At 60.3% G+C, this 21,057-nt stretch carries 27 protein-coding genes; 17 read left to right on the plus strand and 10 right to left on the minus strand.

Annotated elements, in window-relative coordinates:
• Window positions 1-7 precede the first annotated feature (7 nt).
• Window positions 8-1,825: a hypothetical protein gene (locus A6D6_RS09525; protein ID WP_159660587.1), complete on the minus strand. Its 1,818-nt coding sequence runs from the start codon at window positions 1,823-1,825 to the stop codon at window positions 8-10.
• A gap of 224 nt (window positions 1,826-2,049) precedes the next feature.
• The gene (locus A6D6_RS09530) at window positions 2,050-2,496 is read right to left on the minus strand and encodes a putative quinol monooxygenase (protein WP_133490415.1); all 447 of its coding nucleotides are present in this window, start codon (window positions 2,494-2,496) and stop codon (window positions 2,050-2,052) included.
• Between the two features lie 126 nt (window positions 2,497-2,622).
• On the opposite strand from A6D6_RS09530, the gene A6D6_RS09535 reads away from it, so the two are divergent.
• The 3 genes from A6D6_RS09535 (at window position 2,623) to A6D6_RS09545 (ending at window position 5,027) form a co-directional block, all read left to right on the plus strand.
• A complete protein-coding gene (locus A6D6_RS09535) occupies window positions 2,623-3,492 on the plus strand; it encodes an AraC family transcriptional regulator (protein ID WP_159660588.1) in 870 nt (289 codons plus the stop codon).
• Window positions 3,493-3,664: 172 nt separating this feature from the next.
• Window positions 3,665-4,564 (plus strand): acyl-CoA desaturase, encoded by a 900-nt coding sequence (locus A6D6_RS09540; RefSeq protein WP_236564060.1) that lies wholly within the window; start codon window positions 3,665-3,667, stop codon window positions 4,562-4,564.
• A gap of 52 nt (window positions 4,565-4,616) precedes the next feature.
• A complete protein-coding gene (locus A6D6_RS09545; protein WP_133490417.1) occupies window positions 4,617-5,027 on the plus strand; it encodes a VOC family protein in 411 nt (136 codons plus the stop codon).
• On the opposite strand, the gene A6D6_RS09550 is transcribed toward A6D6_RS09545, so the two are convergent.
• Window positions 5,024-5,383, minus strand: coding sequence for a helix-turn-helix domain-containing protein (locus A6D6_RS09550; RefSeq protein ID WP_159660589.1), 360 nt, complete (start codon window positions 5,381-5,383; stop codon window positions 5,024-5,026). The genes A6D6_RS09545 and A6D6_RS09550 overlap by 4 nt on opposite strands.
• 248 nt (window positions 5,384-5,631) lie before the next feature.
• Between A6D6_RS09550 and A6D6_RS09555 the strand changes: the two genes are divergently transcribed.
• Complete coding sequence (locus tag A6D6_RS09555; protein ID WP_133490419.1) at window positions 5,632-5,904, plus strand: hypothetical protein; 273 nt, start codon at window positions 5,632-5,634, stop codon at window positions 5,902-5,904.
• A gap of 110 nt (window positions 5,905-6,014) precedes the next feature.
• Window positions 6,015-6,356 (plus strand): hypothetical protein, encoded by a 342-nt coding sequence (locus A6D6_RS09560; protein WP_133490420.1) that lies wholly within the window; start codon window positions 6,015-6,017, stop codon window positions 6,354-6,356.
• A gap of 32 nt (window positions 6,357-6,388) precedes the next feature.
• Here the strand turns inward: A6D6_RS09560 and A6D6_RS09565 are convergent, their stop codons facing one another.
• Window positions 6,389-7,393 carry an AraC family transcriptional regulator gene (locus tag A6D6_RS09565; protein WP_159660590.1) on the minus strand — a complete coding sequence of 335 codons (1,005 nt, stop codon included), beginning with the start codon at window positions 7,391-7,393 and terminating at the stop codon, window positions 6,389-6,391.
• A gap of 85 nt (window positions 7,394-7,478) precedes the next feature.
• Here A6D6_RS09565 and A6D6_RS09570 point away from each other — a divergent pair, with 85 nt between their 5' ends.
• The 7 genes from A6D6_RS09570 (at window position 7,479) to A6D6_RS09600 (ending at window position 13,073) form a co-directional block, all read left to right on the plus strand.
• Window positions 7,479-8,681: an MFS transporter gene (locus A6D6_RS09570; protein WP_159660591.1), complete on the plus strand. Its 1,203-nt coding sequence runs from the start codon at window positions 7,479-7,481 to the stop codon at window positions 8,679-8,681.
• Window positions 8,682-8,926: 245 nt separating this feature from the next.
• The gene (locus A6D6_RS09575) at window positions 8,927-9,238 is read left to right on the plus strand and encodes a DUF2695 domain-containing protein (RefSeq protein ID WP_133490423.1); all 312 of its coding nucleotides are present in this window, start codon (window positions 8,927-8,929) and stop codon (window positions 9,236-9,238) included.
• Window positions 9,239-9,412: 174 nt separating this feature from the next.
• On the plus strand, window positions 9,413-10,072 hold the full coding sequence (locus A6D6_RS09580) for an alpha/beta hydrolase (RefSeq protein ID WP_159660592.1): 660 nt from the start codon (window positions 9,413-9,415) through the stop codon (window positions 10,070-10,072).
• 195 nt (window positions 10,073-10,267) lie between these two features.
• Complete coding sequence (locus tag A6D6_RS09585; protein ID WP_159660593.1) at window positions 10,268-11,044, plus strand: nucleotidyltransferase domain-containing protein; 777 nt, start codon at window positions 10,268-10,270, stop codon at window positions 11,042-11,044.
• A 103-nt stretch (window positions 11,045-11,147) separates the two neighbouring features.
• Window positions 11,148-11,777, plus strand: coding sequence for an SDR family oxidoreductase (locus A6D6_RS09590; RefSeq protein ID WP_133490426.1), 630 nt, complete (start codon window positions 11,148-11,150; stop codon window positions 11,775-11,777).
• 23 nt (window positions 11,778-11,800) lie between these two features.
• A complete protein-coding gene (locus A6D6_RS09595; RefSeq protein ID WP_159660594.1) occupies window positions 11,801-12,433 on the plus strand; it encodes a LysE family translocator in 633 nt (210 codons plus the stop codon).
• Between the two features lie 22 nt (window positions 12,434-12,455).
• Complete coding sequence (locus A6D6_RS09600; protein ID WP_159660595.1) at window positions 12,456-13,073, plus strand: glutathione S-transferase family protein; 618 nt, start codon at window positions 12,456-12,458, stop codon at window positions 13,071-13,073.
• Window positions 13,074-13,249: 176 nt separating this feature from the next.
• On the opposite strand, the gene A6D6_RS09605 is transcribed toward A6D6_RS09600, so the two are convergent.
• The 4 genes from A6D6_RS09605 to A6D6_RS09620 form a co-directional block, all read right to left on the minus strand.
• Window positions 13,250-13,627: a DUF427 domain-containing protein gene (locus tag A6D6_RS09605; protein ID WP_133490429.1), complete on the minus strand. Its 378-nt coding sequence runs from the start codon at window positions 13,625-13,627 to the stop codon at window positions 13,250-13,252.
• A gap of 25 nt (window positions 13,628-13,652) precedes the next feature.
• Window positions 13,653-14,033 carry a ribbon-helix-helix domain-containing protein gene (locus A6D6_RS09610; RefSeq protein WP_133490430.1) on the minus strand — a complete coding sequence of 127 codons (381 nt, stop codon included), beginning with the start codon at window positions 14,031-14,033 and terminating at the stop codon, window positions 13,653-13,655.
• A 61-nt stretch (window positions 14,034-14,094) separates the two neighbouring features.
• Window positions 14,095-14,664, minus strand: coding sequence for a DJ-1/PfpI family protein (locus tag A6D6_RS09615; RefSeq protein ID WP_133490431.1), 570 nt, complete (start codon window positions 14,662-14,664; stop codon window positions 14,095-14,097).
• An 87-nt stretch (window positions 14,665-14,751) separates the two neighbouring features.
• Window positions 14,752-15,894, minus strand: a complete 1,143-nt coding sequence (locus A6D6_RS09620; RefSeq protein WP_159660596.1) for an aromatic ring-hydroxylating oxygenase subunit alpha — start codon at window positions 15,892-15,894, stop codon at window positions 14,752-14,754.
• Between the two features lie 222 nt (window positions 15,895-16,116).
• Between A6D6_RS09620 and A6D6_RS09625 the strand changes: the two genes are divergently transcribed.
• From A6D6_RS09625 to A6D6_RS09635, 3 genes are all read left to right on the plus strand, one after another.
• Window positions 16,117-16,512 carry a hypothetical protein gene (locus A6D6_RS09625; RefSeq protein ID WP_133490433.1) on the plus strand — a complete coding sequence of 132 codons (396 nt, stop codon included), beginning with the start codon at window positions 16,117-16,119 and terminating at the stop codon, window positions 16,510-16,512.
• A gap of 117 nt (window positions 16,513-16,629) precedes the next feature.
• Window positions 16,630-17,610, plus strand: a complete 981-nt coding sequence (locus A6D6_RS09630) for an aldo/keto reductase (protein WP_159660597.1) — start codon at window positions 16,630-16,632, stop codon at window positions 17,608-17,610.
• Window positions 17,611-17,677: 67 nt separating this feature from the next.
• Entirely contained in the window at window positions 17,678-18,214 is a 537-nt protein-coding gene (locus A6D6_RS09635; RefSeq protein ID WP_159660598.1) for a tellurite resistance TerB family protein, read from the plus strand.
• A 10-nt stretch (window positions 18,215-18,224) separates the two neighbouring features.
• On the opposite strand, the gene A6D6_RS09640 is transcribed toward A6D6_RS09635, so the two are convergent.
• The gene (locus A6D6_RS09640; protein WP_159660599.1) at window positions 18,225-19,016 is read right to left on the minus strand and encodes a sulfite exporter TauE/SafE family protein; all 792 of its coding nucleotides are present in this window, start codon (window positions 19,014-19,016) and stop codon (window positions 18,225-18,227) included.
• Between the two features lie 146 nt (window positions 19,017-19,162).
• On the opposite strand from A6D6_RS09640, the gene A6D6_RS09645 reads away from it, so the two are divergent.
• The gene (locus tag A6D6_RS09645; protein ID WP_133490437.1) at window positions 19,163-19,948 is read left to right on the plus strand and encodes an AraC family transcriptional regulator; all 786 of its coding nucleotides are present in this window, start codon (window positions 19,163-19,165) and stop codon (window positions 19,946-19,948) included.
• A gap of 10 nt (window positions 19,949-19,958) precedes the next feature.
• On the opposite strand, the gene A6D6_RS09650 is transcribed toward A6D6_RS09645, so the two are convergent.
• Window positions 19,959-20,651 carry a DJ-1/PfpI family protein gene (locus A6D6_RS09650; RefSeq protein ID WP_159660600.1) on the minus strand — a complete coding sequence of 231 codons (693 nt, stop codon included), beginning with the start codon at window positions 20,649-20,651 and terminating at the stop codon, window positions 19,959-19,961.
• Between the two features lie 80 nt (window positions 20,652-20,731).
• On the opposite strand from A6D6_RS09650, the gene A6D6_RS09655 reads away from it, so the two are divergent.
• A partial coding sequence (locus tag A6D6_RS09655) for a DJ-1/PfpI family protein (RefSeq protein WP_201303743.1) occupies window positions 20,732-21,057 on the plus strand: 326 nt, incomplete at its 3' end.

Genomic DNA, 21,057 nt, shown 5'->3' on the forward strand with positions numbered 1-21,057 from the left:
GGGCCGGCTATTCCAGTGGGGCCGGCTCCTCCAAATCCAGATCCACCTGATACGCCACGACTTTCTTGTCGCCCCGATACCAGATCTCGAACACTTCTGGCAGGCCGTTGTAGTAGGTGACGTCAACACCGGGGCCTTCGGTTCTTGGATAGTGAAGGTCCGTGACCTTGCTCAGATAGCGCTGGTCGGCGCTCTTGGCGAAAAAAAGATAGGTCTTCTCGAAGCGGTCGTTGGTGCTTTCGGGCTTAAAGTCGGCATGGTCGATAATGATCATATTATCCACAATGCGAACGCCGTCGGGCAGGCTGTTCTTCTTGTAGCCTTTCTTGGTCAGATTTGGCGTGGTCACCACGGGCACGGTGGCGGAGAGGCGCACCGGTTTTTCCGGAAAGCGATCCGGGTTGTACTCGATGCGGCTAACCATGAACCGGTAATAATCCGGGTTGTCGGCGGGTACGTCGATGGGAGCACCGTCGGCATTGAAAAAGACAATTTGCCCGGGTGCCGGGTTCTCGTAACGATCGAACATATCGAGGAAGCGATCGCTTTGTACTCGCGGGTAGTAGAGCTTTACCTTGGCGCTGTACTTCCGGTCCGCCGACACTTCATTTTGCCGGATACCGATCTCTTTGTTCATCTCCTTAGCGGTGAGATCGACCTTTTCCTTAATCGAGTAATTATAGACCGGGTGGAAAGTGGGGATGCGCTCCAGCTGATCCAGATCCACGCTCCGCGCCGGCTGACGCCTGGCCAGGTTGCGGATGGGCAAGTCGAGCTTCCGCTTAAAAGGGGCTTGCTTCGCGTCCCTGCCAGGCAGGATGATTCGGGCGGTTTTCACGGAACCGCTGAAGAAGAAATGCTTGTGGAATCTGCCCCCATGCTTGTCATTCAATTCGCTCTGCATGTCATCGAAACGCTGATCTATCTGAGCCTCCGTCAACGTGCCGTCAAGGGCCTGATCTATCAGATCATCGACGATAAGGTCGGAAACTTCATAGAGTTCAGGGCGTCCGGCGCGAGTACCGGTGCGAGAGAGGTGGCGCCCGGTTTTGTCGAGCGCCTCGCCGATCATGTCCTTGCTGTCCAACGTCAGGGGGGCTCCGTCGGCGGAGGACACTTCAACAGCGTAAGAGAAGTCATTGGCTTCCACCAGGGTCACCGTATATCCGTCTTTGGATTGGGACTGATCGATGTTTGACGGGTTGAAATCAAACTGGACGAGTTTTTGGGGAAGCCGAGCCGAGAACTCTCCGACCAATGCCACGGGAGCCGGATCGTCGGGACCAAGGGACTTTCGGTAGCAAAACGTGTTCCGGGCGCCGCTGTATTCTATTTCGGCATTGCGTGAAATGCCCGAAACATGGCTCGGTAACGCCGTGGTCTCGCCATTTTCCAGACGGATGGCGCTCCAGGTCAACTGGTGCTGGAAAGGGTAAGTGAACGGTTGACGTGGCCAAATACAGCTTCTGTCCCGGTAGGTGGTGCCGGCGATCTGGTTGGCCAGGAACACTTCCGTCAATTCATCAATGCTGGAATAGTCGTCCAGACGGGCGAGTTTGGCGCGCGTATAGGCGGTATTTCGTGGCGGTATCTGGAAGTCCAGTTCCATCCCATCGGTAAACATGGCGTCGTATACCAGATTGGCGAGGGACTTCTGGACGGCCTTGTCCTTAACGGGTTCCAATCGGGTGAGCCTGGCGTCCTTTTTTTCCAGCATCGCATCCGTCAGCGCCTGAACGTCCGGGGGCTCGTCACTGGGGATCAGCAGGAAAGTGAAAATGGCGGCTACTGTTGAAATGGAAAGGACGATGAGGGCTTTTTTCATAATGGGATCGGGACTCCTGTCAAACTGGCTCCTGTGTACTTGTCTGTCCCCCCTGGTCGATGCCCGTGAACCACGGAAGGTGGAGGAACGGGAAGCGCATGGCGCGGCATTGTCGCATAAACGGGAGGCGGACGCAGGCCAGCTGAAGTGAAGTCTGGTCAGGCGGGGGAGAGTACGCCGCCGCAAGCGCGCGGCCATCGGCGGCGGGTTTTCGGTGGCAGGCCTTAACCTCGGGCAAACACTTCCTTGCCCATTAGTACATCCAACCGGTGGACATGGGCGGGGTAGGCGAGTATCGCATTCATCCGCTCGACATCCCGAAAGATATCGCCGCCGCCCCCTTCCACGTGAGCCCGCCGACCGGCCAGATTCGGAAACACCTCGAAGATACCGAAAGTGGTTTTCGAATATCGTACCGCGTACCAGGGGCCGGTGGCGGGCTCCTCCCGCACACAGTCGAGAATATCCTCAAGCATGCGGATAACCAGATCTTCCTTGCCGGGTAGGGCCTCGATGTGAATATAGAAGGCCTTCGGCCCTTCCTCGCCATCCTGCCCGGAAACACGTACACCACGATGAGGGTACTCACGATACGATTGCGCGGTTTCGGGGGTGGGTCCCGGTGCGGCAGTGGTTGTCGCCGGGGCTGATCTTGTTTCGTCTGTCATCATTCACCTCCATTGCGGAGGCTTCACGATAGAACGGTGCGGTTCCCCGATGATGCCTGAATCTCCCGCTCTTTTGCCTGATTGTCCATTTCGCTTTACGTGGTCGAAGCCGGTAGGCAAGAATAAATCATGTTTGATGCTCTGCGTGACGCGGTCCTGAGTTATACCCAAAAGTACGCCGCTACGGATGGTGTCGCCGCCACTCCGGTGCCTGGCTTGTTCCTGGTGCGTGATACCTCGCCAGGTGAACTGGAACACGCTATCGCCAGCCCGCTGGTGTGTTTGGTGCTGCAAGGGCGTAAACGGGTCACCATCGGCGACAGGGATTTCACCTTTGCCGCTGGCGACTCGATGATCGTTACCGCCAATGTGCCAACCGTGAGCCGGATTAGCGAAGCGGCCATCACCGCCCCGTATCTGGCGATCGCCCTGGATCTGGACCCGGCGGTGATTACCGATCTGGATGTGGCCATGAGCACGGAAAGTTCGTCCCAGGAGCTTGTGGGTATGAACGTCGACGAAGAATTCGGGAATGCGCTGTTCCGACTGATACGGCTATTGGAGCGGCCACGGTCGCTGGCCGTTCTGCACAAGCCACTGATCAGAGAGATACATTACTGGTTGCTGCTTGGTGGCCAGGGGCGGGCGATCCGCCGCCTGGGTCTGCCGGACAGCCAGGTGCGGCGCATTGCCCGTGCCGTGGCCATACTGCGGCGGGAGTATACGCGGCCATTGCCGGTTGAACGCCTGGCGGCGGCGGCGGGCATGAGCCGGTCTGCTTTCCATAAGCATTTTCGCACGGTCACCTCGCTGTCACCGTTGCAGTTCCAGAAGCAGCTGCGACTGATCGAAGCCCGGCGATTGATGTTATCGAAGGGAAAGACCTCAAGCCGGGTGGCTTTCGAGGTCGGCTACGCCAGTGTGTCTCAATTTACCCGGGAGTACGCGCGCATGTACGGGCGTCCGCCGGTCCGGGACCGTAACACCTCGGTAACTTAGGCTGATATACACCGGTGTTCATCCCATCGGCACGGCGTTTGTGGCGGCAACGGGATCCGATTAGGATGAAAACCCAAGCCTTCCACGGCCACGCTCAGAGTGCAGTATGGATACTCACACTCATACACCGAGAATCCTGGCGTCTCCGGGCACGAGTCCAGTCTTGGGCCGGGTGTATTGGGCGCCCGTCAAGTCGCTGTGGTATCTGGCGCATGTGTCGATAGCGATTGTCGCCGGTTATCTGACGTTTTCGCTGTCGTCTTTCCTTGTCTTTATCGGTTCCACGGCGATCACCTTGTGCCTTGGGCATTCCTTGGGGATGCACCGCCGGCTGATCCATAACGCCTATGAATGTCCGCTCTGGTTGGAATACATCTTCGTGCATTTAGGCATACTGGTTGGCATGGCCGGCCCGCTGGGGATGATGCATCAGCATGATCTGCGTGATTGGGCGCAACGACAGACGGACTGCCACCCTTATCTACGGCATGGACAAGGGTTCTGGAAAGATGGCTGGTGGCAACTCCATTGCGATCTGGTGCTGGAACAGCCGCCGGAGTTCCGGGCGGAGCCGCGCGTTGCTGGTGACAGGGTCCTCATCTTCATGGAACGCACCTGGATGTGGCAGCAGTTTCCCTGGGCGGTATTGCTGTTCTGGCTGGGGGGATTGCCCTGGGTGGTTTGGGGGATCTCCGCGCGGATCGCCGTTTCGGTGACCGGGCATTGGCTGGTTGGGTATTTCGCTCATAACCGTGGAGAGCGGGACTGGCACGTCGAGGGGGCGGCGGTTCAGGGATTCAACATTCCCGCCGCGGCTTATCTGACCATGGGCGAGAGCTGGCACAACAATCATCATGCTTATCCCGGCTCGGCATTGCTGGGTTTGCACGAGAATCAACCGGATCCGGGGTGGTGGGTGTTGACGCGCCTGCATGATCTCGGGCTGGTGTGGTCGATCCGGTTGCCGGAGAACCTGCCTCAACGGTCGGAGCTCAAGGCGTTGCCGGGGGCTGAGGGCAAGGAAACATCCCACCGGACATTCAGGGGGGGCGTTGGTCGCCCTGATGCCTGAGAGGCCGGGTGCGTTGAAACGGCGTGGCGCGCGCCGGGCAGGAGTGGCAGTAATGAAAGTAGTGGTCAATATCGATGTGCCGGAACTCGGTCGGGCGATCGAGTTTTACTGCGCGGCTCTGGGACTCAGGCACAGCCGTACCCTGGATAACGACGTGGCGGAACTGACCGGGGCATCCTCGGTGATCTATCTTTTGCAAAAGCCTTCCGACTCAAAGGCGGCGGGCACGCTGCTGGAGCCGCGCCGTTACGCCAGACACTGGACGCCGGTGCACCTTGATTTCGTGGTTGATGATATTGAGAAGGCCGCTGACCGCGCTCTTCGGGCGGGAGCCGTTCGTGAAAGCGAGTGTATTGAATGGAAGGCATCCAAGTGCATTACGTTCTCGGACCCCTTCGGACACGGGTTCTGTCTCATTGAATTCGCCGGAGAGACATACAGCGATACCGCCGCTCCGGACTAGGTTGAGTCGGCCTCGCCGCCGTCGGCGCCCCGGCGTTGGGCCAGCTGGTTGCGGGCGAAGGACAACACTTCCCTGAGTACCGGTTCCGGGGCCTCCTTGGCGATGGCAACCAGAGCCTCGCGCATCTGATTTTCCGTTTCCACCGAAGGAAACAGAAAGAACTCCTGTAACTCCACGCCCAGCACCTCGGCCATCGTCACCAGAGTGTCGAGGGAAGGAAAGTATTTGCCGGTTTCCAGCCGCGAGATATGGCGGCCATCCACGCCAACCCCTTCCGCGAGATCATTCTGGGTCAGATGCCGGGCTCGGCGTAGCGTGCTGATGCGCTGGCCGATGAGTTGTTTGGGGTTCTTCATGGTTGCTCCTCTCCTGCCGGGCAGTTCAGCAGATAGCGGAGCCTTCAAGAACGACGTTTTATGGTGTTTATTGTAATTTTTATGATGTTGAATGTCCTGTTTATCCATGTAGAATGTAGATAAATGCAAAAATATAGGCATATAGCGCCTGTTTGGGGCGATTTTTGAAGGCTGTTCCGGTGCGCCGGTTACCCGCCCTCGGCTGGCGCTTGGTGGACCTGCCGGTCACAGCGACCGGGACACGGGGGATGGGGCATGTTGAAATGGAAATGACCGTGAGTAATGGTGGGATGGCATTGGCGGCGTTCTTGATCGGCGTCGTGTTGGTGGTATCGGGCTATATTCTGCTCTGGAGCATGGAATGGCTGGAGGACCTCTACCTGATACGTCGGGAAAGCCGCTCTCAAACGCCATCGGCGGGAAGGGACGACGCACCAACTGTCCCGCCGGGAGACAACGCCGTGGTTAAGGCTGGGAGCGAAGTCGCGGGTAAAGCGGAAAGCAAGGTCACCGATGGATGACATGAATCAGAGAGTCTTTCATGGGCTGTGGAAACGGACACTAGCAGCTTCCTCCATGTGGAACCGAGAGGCTGGTTTTATTTTCATGACCCAATTGGAACGGTGACGTTATGGGCCTTTGGTGGCGTCCAGGCAAGGTGGTACTCCGGGAAAGCCGTGATCAGAGCGGCTACCGCTATCTTGCCGCTGAATTTCAGGACAACGGTGATCTGGTCTTCGTGGGACAGGATCTGGGAGCCGGGGTGAATGAGGCCTTCGGTTGCCTGGAATACGAATGGCTGTGGACCATAAAAGCCGCCGATGTGCCCAAGCTGAGGGTGGCGCTGCAAAGCCGGCGCCCGGTTCTGGCGGCGCTCAAGCGGCGTTTCAGTGGCGAGGAGGCGATGCGTCTGTACGCGTTTCTCAGTGCCAGTGGTGTGCCGTTTGAAACCTATAGCCGGATCGGCGACTGAGGCCCAGGCCGCGCTGGTATCGCGATCCTCTTTCAATAATCCTTGGACTGGAACGCGCTGGCGGCTCGATAACCGCCGGGGGAATGGCCGGTGGCGCGTTTGAAGGCGCGGCTGAAAGCGGCTTGGGAACCGTATCCGAGTCGCCGCGCGACATCCTCCACCGGCAGACGTTCACGAGCCAGCCATTGGCTGGCCAGGCGCATACGCAGCTCGGTAACGTAGCGCAGCGGTGTAATGCCGGTCACCGCCAGGAACCGTTCGGCGAATACCGATCGGGACACCCCCATCTCCCGTGCCATGGATTCCACCGTCCAGTGCCGTCCGGGTTCCCGATGCAGGGCGGCGATAACGCCGCCCAGGCGCGGGTCGCGCAATGCTTCCACCCAGCCATTGGCATCGCCGCAGCCGCATTCCACCCAACTTCGTATGATGGCGGCGGCGACCACCTCCGCCAGCCGCGTGAGGATGCCGGCGAAGCCCGCTCGCTGCCCGCAGACTTCCTGCTCCATGGCTTCAAGGATGGGGAGCAGCTCCGGTTGCCGGCCCTCTTGGGGATCGACCCGCATGACCGCCGGCATCAGCGACACCAGCGGATGCAGGGAGCCCAGATCCAGTTCCATGCAGCCGCTGAAAATCAAAGTGTCCTGGCTACGGCAGGTGTCCGGGTCGCAGGACCGGACATCATCGACCGCGTCGCACAAGGCGGCGGTTTCGAAGTCGGTGATGTGACGGCACGGCAGCGCCGGTTCGGAAAGCAGGGCGTGGGGGCCGTCGCGGGGCATCAGTACGGCGGCACCCTGGTTCAGTTCACTCAAATCGCCTTCTTCGCCGCGCAAATAAGCCCGCCCCCGGGCCACGAAGTGGAAGTGAGCCCGTGGCGTGTCCCCCTCGCCCAAACGCACGCCGAAAGGCGGCGTCAGCCTCAGACGGTGGTAGCGCAGGCCTCGCAGCCGCATTCCCGCCAGCAATTCACTGATCAGATCAGCGCGGGCAGGGTGGGGCGGGTCAGGTTGAGATTCGGACGATTGATCAAACATAAGCGACTATATGGCATGGATCGTCTGATCTGTCCACTCTATTCTGGCGCCCTTCGTGATGCTATCCAACAGAGAAGGGAGACCCATGAGCAAGTCTGATACCGCGCGGGAGAACACGAGTGCCCCGGTGACCGCCGCCTGGGGCGCGGTGATTTCCCTGACCCTGGGCGTGTTCGGGCTGGTCACCGCCGAGTTCCTGCCCGCCAGTCTGCTGACGCCGATGGCCGCGGACCTCTCGGTCAGCGAGGCTCTGGCCGGCCAGGCGGTATCCATCACCGCGGTGTTGGCGATGGTGACTGGCCTGTTTATCGCTTCGGTGACCCGGCGAATCGATCGGCGCCATGTGTTGATCGGTTTTTCCGTGCTGCTGGTGGTGTCGAATCTGCTGGTGGCCTATGCGCCCAATCTGGTTGTGCTGCTAGTGGGGCGGGTGTTTCTCGGTATCGGCATCGGCGGCTTCTGGGCCATGTCCGCGGCCACGGTAATGCGCCTGGTGCCGGAAGCGCTGGTACCACGGGCGCTGTCGCTGTTATTCAGTGGCGTGTCGGCGGCCACCGTGTTCGCCGCGCCGCTGGGCAGCTACCTCGGTGATCTGATCGGCTGGCGGAATGTGTTTTTGCTGGCCACCTTGCTGGGAATCCTGGCGCTGGTGGTGCAGCTTGCCACGCTGCCACGCATGGCACCCAATGGTCACACCCGTCTGCGTACCATGTTCGAGGTAATGATGCGGCCACGCATGGGCTTCGGCATGCTCGCTTCCTTGTTGGTGTTCACCGGCCACTTTGCTTTGTTCACCTATGTTCGCCCCTTCCTGGAAAATGTTACCGGGGTGGCGGTGTCCGGCATTTCCGCTATCTTGCTCGGTTTTGGCGTGGCCAATTTCATCGGCACTTTCCTGGGCGGCGCGCTGGTGGAACGTAACATGCGCCTGACGTTGGCGGTGATGCCGCTGGTGATGGGCGTGGCCGGCCTGAGTCTGGCCATGCTCACCGGTACGCCCGTCAGCGACGCTATTCTGGTGGCGTTATGGGGCATGGCTTTTGGCGCCGTCCCGGTGGCCTGGTCCACCTGGATCACTCGTACCGTGCCTGATGAGGCGGAAAGCGGCGGTGGGCTGATGGTGGTGGCGATTCAGTTCGCCATCGCGTTGGGGGCCGCCGCCGGCGGAGCGGTGTTCAGCATCAGTGGCGCCAGCGGTGTGTTCGCCATAAGCGGTTTGGTATTGGTGTTTGCCGGGTTGCTGGTATCCGTGGGGCTGAGGACCGAACCGTTGCCGGCGAAAGCCTGATTCTGGAGCCCTTATGCGGGCCGTTCGGTGATCGGGTTGCTGGAACACCAGACATAAAAATTGCAGAGAACCTGGTCACGGACCAGGTGGGGAACATCGTCGACTCGGAACCATTTGCCGTGCGGGGCACTCCAGTGGAAAGGGGGTTCCGGCCACTATCGTGTAGGCAGACACCAGTGAAGCCGGTTTCTCCCCCTATTTCATACCAAGGCGTGGACACCAGGCGCCGCGTCGGAGGAAGGCGGATGGATCAGGCGGCCAAGAAGAGGCTCAAAGCTGAGTTCAAAGCAAAACGGCGCGCGGCGTTATGCGCTTCCTTGCCAATGCCATTGGCGCGATTGAAAGCGCTGTTCTCCTTTCTTGATCGTTTGGATGCCCCGCCTTGCGACCATTCCCTGACCCAGACGCGGGTGTTCCTGCATCAACAGGGCCTGGCGCCGGAGCTTGTGGTGCCCTGGTTGAATGAACACGGTGGCTACTGTGATTGTGAGGTGCTGGCCAATGTCCACGATGAGGTGGGCGACCTGATCGGCTGGTATGTGGACGAGGAGAGGTGAGGAAGGGCATGCCTGGAAAATGTGCTTTTCACTCGGGATCGATGGCGCTACCACACTGACGTTGTCCGATCGAGTGAACCTCTCTATCTCCCCGGCTGGCGGTTCGCCTGAATCAAAGGCGATCATGTTAGACTTTCGCTATCCTCAATATGTCAGCCGGAAATTCCTGTTCTGATGAACTCCTCTGCTTCCCAACGTGAAACCCGTTATTTGCAAGGCCCCGCCGGGCGTCTTCGTCTGACCCTCGATCATCCCGCGAAGCCGCCTTGTGGCGTGGTGCTGGTGGGCCATCCGCAGCCGTTGCTGGGCGGCTCGCCCCGGCATCCGGTGCCGCATGCCCTGGCACGGGCCTTGCGCGATGCCGGCTGGCTGGTGGTGAGGCCGAGTTTTCGCGGTGTCGACGACTCCGAAGGGGAGCATGGTGCCGGCGACGGCGAAGAGCAGGACACCCTGTTGATGATCGCGACCCTGCGCGAGGACTATCCGCGGCTCCCCCTGGCACTGGTGGGGTTTTCCTTCGGCGCTTACGTATTTGCCCGTGCCGCCCGTGCCCTGGAAACGGAACGCCCGGTGGATGCTCTGGTATTGATGGGGCTTCCGGTGGGGCAGGTCCCGGACGGCCGCTATTATCCGCCGCAGCCCATTCCCGGCTCGGCACTGTTGCTGCACGGCGAAAACGACGAACGGGCACCATTGACGGACCTGCTGCAATGGGCTCGCCCACGGCAGCGACCGGTGGTGGTGTTCGCCGGTACTGACCATTTCTTCAAGGGCTGTCTGCCCCGCGCCGCCGCGATGGTAGTCGGGCACCTTGGCGCGATTGCCGCCCGCTGATCCCGCCGATCCATCAAGGAACGTAAAAAGTAGCCGAAACCGCATACGGGTACACTCAGGATGGCCGCGGTCACGAGCATACTGGCGAGCCCGCCTGCCCGGACCGGTGGGTTGCGCCTCATACGCCATTCTTGTGATGGTGGTGGTGAGGTCGAACCGGCGATGAGCAACCGGAAGAAGAGGTAAAACCGGATTATGATCGACGAGTCAGTGAGAGAAGAAATCATGCGCCGCATTCGCGACGCGGAGCAGGAACATGGGGTCCGTGTGCTGTACGCGGTGGAATCCGGCAGCCGGGCCTGGGGGTTTGCCTCCCCCAACAGCGATTACGATGTGCGCTTTATTTATGTGCACCCTCACGACTGGTATCTCAGCGTGGACCTGGAAGACAAGCGTGATGTCATCGAATACGAGATCGTCGACGACATCGACATCAACGGTTGGGATTTACGCAAGGCACTGAAGCTGTTCTGGAAGTCCAATCCCTCCTTTGTTGAGTGGATGCAGTCCCCCATTGTTTATGTGGATGATCATGCCTTTTCCGAAGGCGTCCGCTCGCTGATGCCGGGCATATACTCGGTGACCAAAGGCGTGCACCACTATCACGGCATGGCCAAGACCAACTACAAAGGGTATCTGAAAGCCCAGTTGGTGCCGTTGAAAAAGTACTTTTACGTACTCAGGCCGCTCCTGGCGATCCGCTGGCTTGAAACCCATGGAGAACCCGCGCCCATCGAGTTCGAGCGCCTGCGTGAAACCCTTGCGGATGCCCCGGGGGTAAACGATGAAATCAGCAAGTTACTGGAACGCAAGAAGCGCAGTCAGGAAAAGGAATTCGTGCCGGCGATTCCGACCTTGAACCGGTTTATCGAAAAAGAATTGTCACGTTTGGCCAGTTATCAGGAAGACCCCGCCGAGCGCACCGAGGATCTGACCGCCTTGAGCCAGTTCTTTCGTTCGTTTCTGAAGTAGAGAACCAGCATTATTGCATCGTCAATTGCGGCAATTCTGTTAATGTGAAACCCCCGTTGAACTGAAAGCGCGGAAGGTGGAAGCTTCCGCGAGGAGTAAAGTAATGACGATTCTGGTGGTCGGCGCCAACGGGCAGATTGGACGACAGTTCTGCCAATTGGCGAAAGACGCGGCGGTCCCGTTCCAGGCGATGGTGCGGAGCACGGAACAACAAGCCTGGTTCCGGGACCGGGGCATGGACACGGTGCTGGCGGATCTGGAAGGGGCTCTTGATCATGCTTTCGATGGCTGCGACCAAGTGTTGTTCACCGCCGGTTCTGGTCCGCATACCGGGCCGGACAAGACACTGTTGATTGATCTGCACGGCGCCATGCGGGTGGCGGATCTGGCCAAAAGCGAGGGGCTGTCCCGCTATGTCATGGTGAGCGCCCTGCGTGCCGACGATCCGTTGCGGGCACCGGAGAAATTGCGTCCTTACATGGCGGCGAAAAAGGCGGCGGACGATTACCTCAAGAACCGGGGCGTACCCTACATTATTCTCAAGCCGGGACGCCTCACTGATGACGCGGCCACCGGCAGGGTGGCGACCAGCGTGGAGGAGTCGGGTGACAACAGTGTTTCCCGCGCCAACGTGGCCGCTACCTTGCTGTATCTGTTACGGACCCCTTCCCTGGTGAACCGGGAATTCGGACTGTTGGACGGGACCAGGACGCCGGAGGAGGCTCTGGTGTAAAAGACGCGACCGGAGACTGAAACGTGGTACCACTGCAGGATCTGATTATTTTCGCTGGCGCGGCGTTGCTGATGGTGGTGACACCGGGCCCCAACATGATCTATTTGGTCTCCCGCTCGATTTGTCAGGGGCGGCGGGCCGGCGTGATTTCCCTGTTGGGGGTGATCGCCGGCTTTCTGGTGCATATGTTGGCGGCGGCGCTGGGGCTGACCGCCTTGTTTCTGGCGGTGCCGTTGGCTTATGAGCTGTTGAAGTGGGCCGGCGCCGCTTATTTACTGTGGCTGGCCTGGCAGGCGGTGAGGCCCGGTGCCCGCTCGCCGTTTGAGCCTCGTGATCTGCCGGCGGATTCCGATGGCAGGCTGTTCCTCATGGGGTTTCTGACTAATGTGCTGAACCCGAAGATAGCGGTCTTTTATTTGTCCATTTTCCCCCAGTTCATAGCCGTGGCGCACGGCTCGGTGTTTCTGCAAAGTATCGCGCTGGGGCTGACGCAGATTCTGGTCAGTTTTTCCGTCAACCTTGCCATCGCGCTGTCCGCCGCCGGTATTTCCGGCTGGTTTGCCCGCAACCCGCCGTGGCTGGCGCTGCAACGCTATCTGATGGGCGGTGTGCTGGCGGGTCTGGCGATCCGACTGTCACTGGAAGAACGTAAATAACGGGAAGGGCAAAGAGGACGCCATGATTCTGTACGATGACCCGATATCCGGCAACGGTTACAAGATTCGTCTGCTGTTGGCGTTACTGGGGATTCCCTACCAATACGTGCCCGTGGACATCCTGCGCGGCGAATCCCGTACCGTGGAGTTCCTGGCGAAAAACCCCAACGGACGCATTCCGGTGTTGCAGTTGGATGATGGTACTTTCCTGCCGGAGTCCAACGCGGTGTTGTTTTATCTTTCGCAGGGCACGGCCTATTGGCCTGGGGACAAAGTGGAGCAGGCGCAAGTGATGCAATGGCTGTTCTTCGAGCAGTACAGCCATGAACCGAACATCGCCACCGCCCGCTTCTGGCTGGCGATCAAGGGGTTTGACGACACGCCGTTCAATCGCGAGCTGCTGGAACAGAGACACAAAGCGGGTAATGAGGCGTTGGCGGTGATGGACCAGCATTTGAGCACTCGCACGTTCATGGTTGGCGAACGCTACTCGATCGCCGACATCGCCCTCTATGCCTACACGCACGAGGCCCACGAGGGCGGCTTCGATCTGTTCCTGTATCCGCATGTACAGGCCTGGCTGGATCGGGTAAGCGGGCAACCGGGGCACGTGACCACCGAGTGGATCCCAAGCGCGTAGGATAGGGCGAAGCGCACGGTATTCGCTGGCAAGCCAGCTTCCCACAACGGCTCCGTAACGCCCACTGTGGAAAGCTGCCTTGGCAGCGATAGCGATCGGCATGTAAGCGTGCCAGTGCGTTGCGTGTAGATGGACGGTTGCACAACCGCTGATGGTGGATAATGTGGGCGTAAACCTCAGGCTTCGGGTAGAACCCGGATGTCTTCCACCCGCTCTGGATAGAACGCCAGATATTCCTTGATTCGCGCTACCGCCGGGAAAGGCTTCGGATAACTCCATACGGCGTTCTCACCGTGCTCTCCGGGCAGGCTGAAGTAACTCGCTTCGCCTTTGTACGGGCAGTAGGTTTTCAGTGGCGTCGGCGTCAGTAATGACAGGTCGGTATCGGCGCGGGGAATATAGTATACGTCAGGCAGATCGGCTTCGCTCACTGTCAGCGTCGCGCGGCTGTCGGCGACGATGGCGCCATCGGCGATCACCACCACTCGCCCCGGTGTGGGGTGGATGTGAATCGGATGATCGGGACCGGGTTGTTTGATCGGGCGGTCGCTCATGAGGATGACTCCCGCGGATGAAGGGTCAGTGGGTGGTTTCGCCGGCCCCGCCGCGAGCACTCTCGCTGACGGGTTCGCGTGACAGAATGCCTTCCGCGTCCAGGGAGGCGATGGCCACCCGGGTGTCGGAGGGGATGTCACCGCTCAACTGCAGGGCCAGGTAGCGCATGGCGCACACCCGCAGAAAGGACGTGAAATTTCCCAGATCATGGCCAGCGTCGATGGACTCATGATAGAGCCGGGTGATCATCTGTGGCAGGTTCATGCCGTCCCGCTCGGCCACTTCCTCAAGCACACGCCAGAACGCGTTCTCAATGCGCACGCTGGTGACCATGCCGTCGATGCGGAGGGAGTGGGTACGGCTGACCCAGAGTTGCGGGTCGGCGTTGATGAACAGCTTGCACATGTGAGGTCCCTCGGGCGCCCCCGAACCCGCTGTATGGGTGGGGACGCCCGCACCGGCCCGACTATTGATCGAGCAGCTTGAAGAACTGCGCCAGCCAGGCCGGGTGGGCCGGCCAGGCCGGTGCTGTCACCAGATTACCATCGGTCACCGCGTCGTCAACGTCGATGCCGGCATAGGTCCCCCCGGCCAACTCCACCTCGGGCTGACAAGCCGGGTAGGCGGAGCAGGTGCGGCCTTCCAGCACCCCGGCGGCGGCGAGTAATTGCGCGCCATGGCAGATGGCCGCCACCGGTTTTTTGGTGTCAAAAAAGTGCCGTACCAGATTTTGCACTTCGGCGTTCAGGCGCAGGTATTCCGGCGCCCGGCCACCGGGCACCACCAGGGCGTCGTAGCGGGTGGGATCGATGCCGTCGAAGTCGGCGTTCAGGGCAAAGCGATGCCCCGGCTTTTCTGTGTAAGTCTGGTCCCCTTCGAAATCGTGGATGGCGGTCGCCACGGTGTCGCCGGCCTTCTTGTCCGGGCACACCGCATGGACGGTATGTCCGACGGCCCGCAGCGCCTGGAACGGCACCATGGTTTCGTAGTCCTCGGTGAAATCACCGGTAATCATCAGAATGGTCTTGGCGCCCATGTCGGCCTCCCGCTGTTGTTGGTATGGACTCGGGAAACGTTAGCAGGGGGCGGTGACATAGAGGTATTACACCGATACTACGTATGATCAGGGCTGTTCAAGAAGCTGTTGCAGTTGGCGGTGAAAGCGCGGGGCGCTGTATTCGAAGGTGCCGAAGGTCAGCGCCTCATTGGCGCCGCTGGCGAGCCCGCTCTGGATCGACTCGGCCAGGTCGTAGTCCTCCGCCAGGGTGCGGCGGTACAGATCCACGTTGGCCTGCCAGTAGTTCCGTGCCTTGTCACTGTCCGGCGCTTGCGGCAGAAGCGTGGTCTCATGAACCCGGGTCAGGCCGGGAGCGAGAGGTTCGAGAGTGCTGAACTGGGTATGGTCCGGTTGCACCAGGAAGGTGGTATTGGGAAAGAAATAGTAGATGATGTTGCCATGGTCCCGTGGTTGGAACCGGTCGCGGGATGGTGGCGAGGCTGGATCGAAATTGGCTTTGAGCAGGAACAGGCGACGATTCAGATCGAACTCGTCGATGATCTGAAGATTGTCGGTAAACATGTGGGCGATGGTATTGCGATGGGCGATTTTGAAGTGATAGGCCTCGAAGGAGCCGTCCACCAGCAATTTCCAGTTTGCTTTCACCAGGTAGGAACGGGAGGCAAAGCCCTGGGGATTTGTCAGGTCCAGGGCTTCCAGTTCCGTCATTAAGGGATCGAGGTACGGATCGATATCCTGGTCGGCGCGGTCCGGATCCAGAATCAACCAGATCATGCCGGCGCGCTCACTTACCGCCAACTGGCGCAACCCTGAGCGTGACCGGTCCAGGCAAGGAAAGCCGAAGTCCTGTGGCAGTCCTTTGAGGCCGCCGTCCGGTTTATAAGTCCAGGCGTGATAAGGGCAAACGAAAGCCCGCGCACCCTGACCGCGCCCGGCGGGCGCCACGCGCGCGCCACGATGGCGGCAAACGTTTAGGAAGGCCCGCACCGTACCGTCGGGTTGGCGCACCAGCAACAACGGGGTGTCATGGCAATCCAGGGACAACCAGTCACCGGCCGCCGCCAGCTCGGATGCGGGCGCCACCGGAATCGGGCGGCGCAGCAACAGGTTCCTCTCCTGTTCGAAATGGTGCTCGGAAAGATAGCGCGAAACCGGGACCGAACTGGCCTGTTCATCGCCTTCGGGACGCTCTCCGGTCAGGGCGGTGAGCGCGCGGTCATACAGGTCGCACCGGGTACTTTGTTTCATGATTATTCTTGTGGTGAATTTTCTGGTAACAATATGACTGAGAATGCCGTAGCCCCCTCGCGGAGTCAATCATTCCCATGAACCCGGTCACAGCCCTGCCTTGAGTACCCGGTGATACTTGAAACGGGCCGGCAAATTGTTGGGGAGCCGCCCCGTTACCTGTGAACAGACTCCAAGGAAATCCATACACAGCGATCCATACTCAAAAAGGAGTACTTCGATATGGATATTGAAGAAGCCCGTCGGGTTGTCTCGGCCCTGGCCAATGGCGTACATCCTGTAACCGGTGAAGTTCTGCCGGAAGAGCACTTGTACAACGAACCTGCCGTTATTCGTTCTCTGTTTACGCTACTGAAAGCCGTGCGGATGCCCAAGCGGGCGCCGCTGAGTCTGGAAGAGCGGCAAAAGGAGAACGTTAAACTCGGCCGCCCCAGAAATGCCGGGCTGCCGTGGACGGAGACGTTGCGGGAGGAGCTGGCGAAGCAGTTTCGTGGCGGCGCCGGCATCACGGATCTGACCGGCCGGTTCGAGCGCACCCGCGGGGCGATCTTGTCCGAGTTGCTTCGCCAGGGACTGATTGAACCGGATCAAAGGCAAGCGGAGATGGAGCCCCGCTAGCGCTCCGGAGGTGTCTGCCCTCGCGTTTGGGTATACAGTGCGAAAATCGCATTGGGCACGGCCGTTCGTCTATTCCGGAGAATAACGAATGTCCGCGGCAAAACCGGGAGAGCAGAGATGCAATACACGCGACTGGGCCGTACTGGCCTGAAGGTTTCCCGCCTGTGTCTGGGGTGCATGACCTACGGTATTCCTGATCGTGGCAAGCACGCCTGGACCCTTGACGAAGAGCGCAGCCGGCCTTTGATCCGCCAGGCGTTGGAGGCGGGCATCAATTTCCTCGATACCGCCAACGCCTATTCCGATGGCACTTCGGAGGAAATCGTCGGGCGCGCCATTGGTGATTTCGCCCGCCGTGACGAGATCGTACTGGCCACCAAGGTATTCATGCCGATGTCCGGCGATGCCAATGGCGGCGGCCTGTCCCGTAAGGCGATCATGCGGCAAATCGATAATAGCCTGAGACGATTGGGCACCGACTATGTGGATCTCTACCAGATCCATCGCTGGGATTACCACACTCCCATCGAGGAAACCCTGGAAGCGCTGCACGATGTGGTGAAGGCCGGCAAAGCCCGTTATATCGGCGCGTCGTCCATGTACGTCTGGCAATTCGCCAAGGCGGTGTTCACCTCCCGTCAGAACGGTTGGACTGAGTTCGTCAGCATGCAGAACCATTTAAACCTTCTGTACCGGGAGGAAGAACGGGAGATGTTGCCGTTCTGCGCCGACCAGGGCATCGGCGTACTGCCGTGGAGCCCGCTGGCACGAGGGCGTCTGGCGCGGGAGCCGGATCAGGACAGCGATCGGCAGCGTACCGATGAGTTTGGCAAGGGACTGTATGTGCAAATGGCGGAAGCGGACCGGCGAGTGATCGAGGCGGTGGGCCGGGTGGCCACCGCCCGCGGCGTACCGCGTGCGCAGGTGGCGCTGGCCTGGCTGTTGCATCAGTCTCCGGTGACCGCGCCGATTGTCGGTGCCAGTAAGCCGGTGCAATTGGAAGATGCTGTCAGTGCCTTGTCCCTGGAACTGTCCGGGGACGAGATAGCCGCCTTGGAACAGGCGTACATTCCCCATGATGTGGTGGGATTCAGCTGAGCCTGATGGGCAAAACGCCGCTATAATCGCGGCGCCGATGACGTCATGGAGACAGGGAGGTACGGGCATGCATATCGTATTGGGTTTGTTGGGGACGTTGGTCACGATTCTGTGGCTGCTTTATCGCCTGGCGGAGATGGGCATCGATCTGGGCGGACTGAATCCCTGGGCCTGGCGCCGTCGCCGCCAATGGCGCAGCCGCAGCCAGGGTAACCCGATCTATGCTTTGGAAAGCCCCATGGAGTTGACGGCGCTATTAATGACCGCCGCCGCCAAATTGGATGGCGATATGAGCGGTGATGAAAAGCGGGCCCTGTTGACGTTGTTCCGGGAGACCTTCCACCTGCCCGAGGCCGAGGCCTCGGATCTGTTGGCCGCTTGCGTGCATTTGTTTGGTAAGGGCGAGGAAATCCGGGATAACCTGGCGGCGGTGGTGCGGCCCAGCCTTGAGCGGTTCTCGCCGGAGCAGGCTGAGTCGGCACTGGAACTGGTGGAGCGAATCACCCGGGTGGAGGGAACCCCTTCGCGGCGGCAACAGGATTTGCTCGAACAACTGGTGCCACTACTCCGGCCCGCTTCCCCCAAAAAAGGGCAATGGCGGTAGTCTTCGCGGGTTATGGCCACACACTGACGATCAGCATCAACAGTAGAAGCAGCAGATAAGCCCGGGCGTGCAGCCGGTCATTAATCGCCGGGATACAGTGTTTCGCGAACAGCATTCCGGCGATGCCGGCGATCACCAGGACACCGAGAACCCTGGTGTTGACGTATCCCAGATATTCCGTGCCAAGCGACTGGTCCTGTCCCAGCCACGCGTACATCACGGTGCCGACGATAGCCACCGGCATCGACAGCGGGTTGGCGGCGCTGACGCAGTATTTCATGTCATAGCCATGCCGGCGCAGCAGTGGAACGGTCATGACACTGCCGCCAACACCCAGCAGTGTGGCGATAGTACCGATCAGCGGACCGCCCGCCCAGCGGGTCACCGGGCGTATCCGGCGGGGCTCGGGTTTACCCAGGAACCCCTTGCGCAGCAGAGCATCCAGCAGCGTCCCCGCCAGATAAAGACTGAACAGTATGCGTAATAGTGAATCACCGAGCAGATCGGCCAGACCGGCACCCAGCAGGGCGCCCACGCCGATGGGAAGAAGGAGAGGGGCGAGGATTTCGCTGTGCAGATACCCCCGTCGCCAGTTGGTATAAGTGGCATAGCCGGCGTTCAGGATCATCACCGCCGTGGACGTGGCCACGGCCACGCGCATGCCATGGCCCGCGCCAATGCCGGTGGCGTTGACGAAATGATAGACGAAAGGGACCACCACGAAGCCGCCGCCGAAGCCGAACAGCAAAGTGGTGATACCGGTGGCGAAGCCCGCCACGGCGATGACGATAAAGTAGTCCATGATAGCTGGGCTCCGTTGCGCCCGGATTATTTTCGGGATGGCCAGCATACGTCGCTGGCGTTGAGCGGGTATCATCGATCCTGCCAATCCTGATCGTGTTTCGGCCAGGGTGAGGCAGGATGGGTACAGGGGCTCGGAAGAAGGCGATGCGAAACATCCCTATCGACGACATTGACGATACGCCGCGCCCTTTGGTGGCGATCCGCACGGATTATGCCGATGGGCAGGTGTTGCCCTGGCACCGTCATCGCCGGGTGCAATTGCTCTACGGCGCTACGGGTGTGATGCACGTTGCCACGCGGGCGGGGACCTGGGTGGTGCCGCCTGGACAGGCGGTCTGGATTCCGGCCGAGGAAGCGCACCAAGTGCGCATGCTCGGGGTGAGCACGCACAGCCTTTATCTGGAACCCGGCGCGGTGATCAGACCACCGTCGGTGTGCCAGGTGGTGAAAGTGTCGCCGTTGTTACGTCAACTATTAGCGGAAGCCGTACAGCTGCCTTTGTTGTATGACCTTGACGGTCGTGACGGTACCTTGGCGGAGTTGGTGTTTCATGAGCTGGCACGGCTGTCGTCTTTGCCGTTCCATATTCCGCTGCCGGAAGATGAACGCCTGCAGAAAGTCTGCCGCGCGTTCCTGGACGAGCCGGATATTCACGCCCGTATCGACCACTGGCTGCCGCGTCTGGCGATGAGCGAACGCACCTTCAGCCGCTTATTCAAACAGCAGACAGGCCTGCCGTTTTTGCGTTGGAAACAACAGGCTTGCGTGGTGCTGGCGCTGGAGCGTCTGACGGCCGGGGAATCGATCACTCGCATCGCCCTTGAATATGGCTACGACAGCCCGGCGTCGTTCTCGACCATGTTCCGGCGGCGGCTGGGCCAACCGCCTTCTCGTTATCACCCTGACCGCCGATGGCGTGAGCCGGACTGAGGCGGTCGCCTCACTGGTCTTGCGAAAGACGCCGGGCCGCCCGGCGAGTGGCTTCCCAGCGCGCCGGCATGGCCGCGGCCATGGCGTCATTCACTTTATTCAGTATCGGTGCCGGTGCGGTTTCCGGACGGCCAGCGTTGAAGGGGGGCCGTGGCGCGTATTCCAATCCGAGCTGAATCGACTGTGCGACATCGGTGCCGGCCAGCTCCTTGATTACGGTAAGCGCGAAATCAATACCCGCGGTCACCCCGCCGCCGGTGATCAGATTGCCGTCGCGCACCACCCGCTCCGGATCAGCGATGGCGCCGAGCTCGCCAAGCATGTCCCGCCAGGCCCAATGGCGGGCGGCCCGCTTGCCTTTCAGCAGGCCGGCGGCGCCGAGAATCAGGGATCCGGTGCACACCGATGTCAGATAGCGGGCACTACTGGCCAGCCGTTTGAGTTCCGACAGATAGGTTGGATCCTCCATCACCGCCACACAGCCCACGCCACCCGGTACACACAATACATCACAGTGGGGGATGTCGGTGAGTGCCGCCAGCTCGGCGAAGATCAGGCCGTCGGCGCGCACCGGATCACCGTGCAGGGATGCCACCTGTATATGGGCGCCGGGCAATCGCGCGAAGAACATATGCGGACCGGTGAAATCCAGATGGGTGACGTCATCGTAAACGGCGAACACGATATTCAAAGTTTGCGTCATGGTGGGGCTCCTGCTTGACGCCCCCCAGATTAGGGGGGCAAGGTGATGGCGCCAATGACCTGTTTCCCTCGATTTAAGCCATGCATCGAATTGCCTTCTATGTGTTCCCCGACTTCCAGTTGCTGGACCTCAGTGGTCCGTTGGCGGCCTTTCAGAGGCTGGACCAACTGGCCCCGGAGCAGGCCTATGATTTGCGCGTGCTTTCCCGCCAGGGGGGCGGCGTGCGCAGTACCGCTGGTATCACCATAGACACCTCCAAGCCCGGTCGCGCGGTGGTGGATACCCTGATCGTGGTAGGGGGGCGGGGTGCTCACCAGGTGGCCGGGCAGCATGAGGAAAGAGATACCGTTCGGCGTCTGGCGCGGCGGGCGGATCGGGTCGCCAGTGTCTGTACCGGCGCGGTGAT

Origin of the sequence: Alcanivorax xiamenensis (assembly GCF_009846745.1) — a bacterium.
Lineage (GTDB): Bacteria > Pseudomonadota > Gammaproteobacteria > Pseudomonadales > Alcanivoracaceae > Alloalcanivorax > Alloalcanivorax xiamenensis.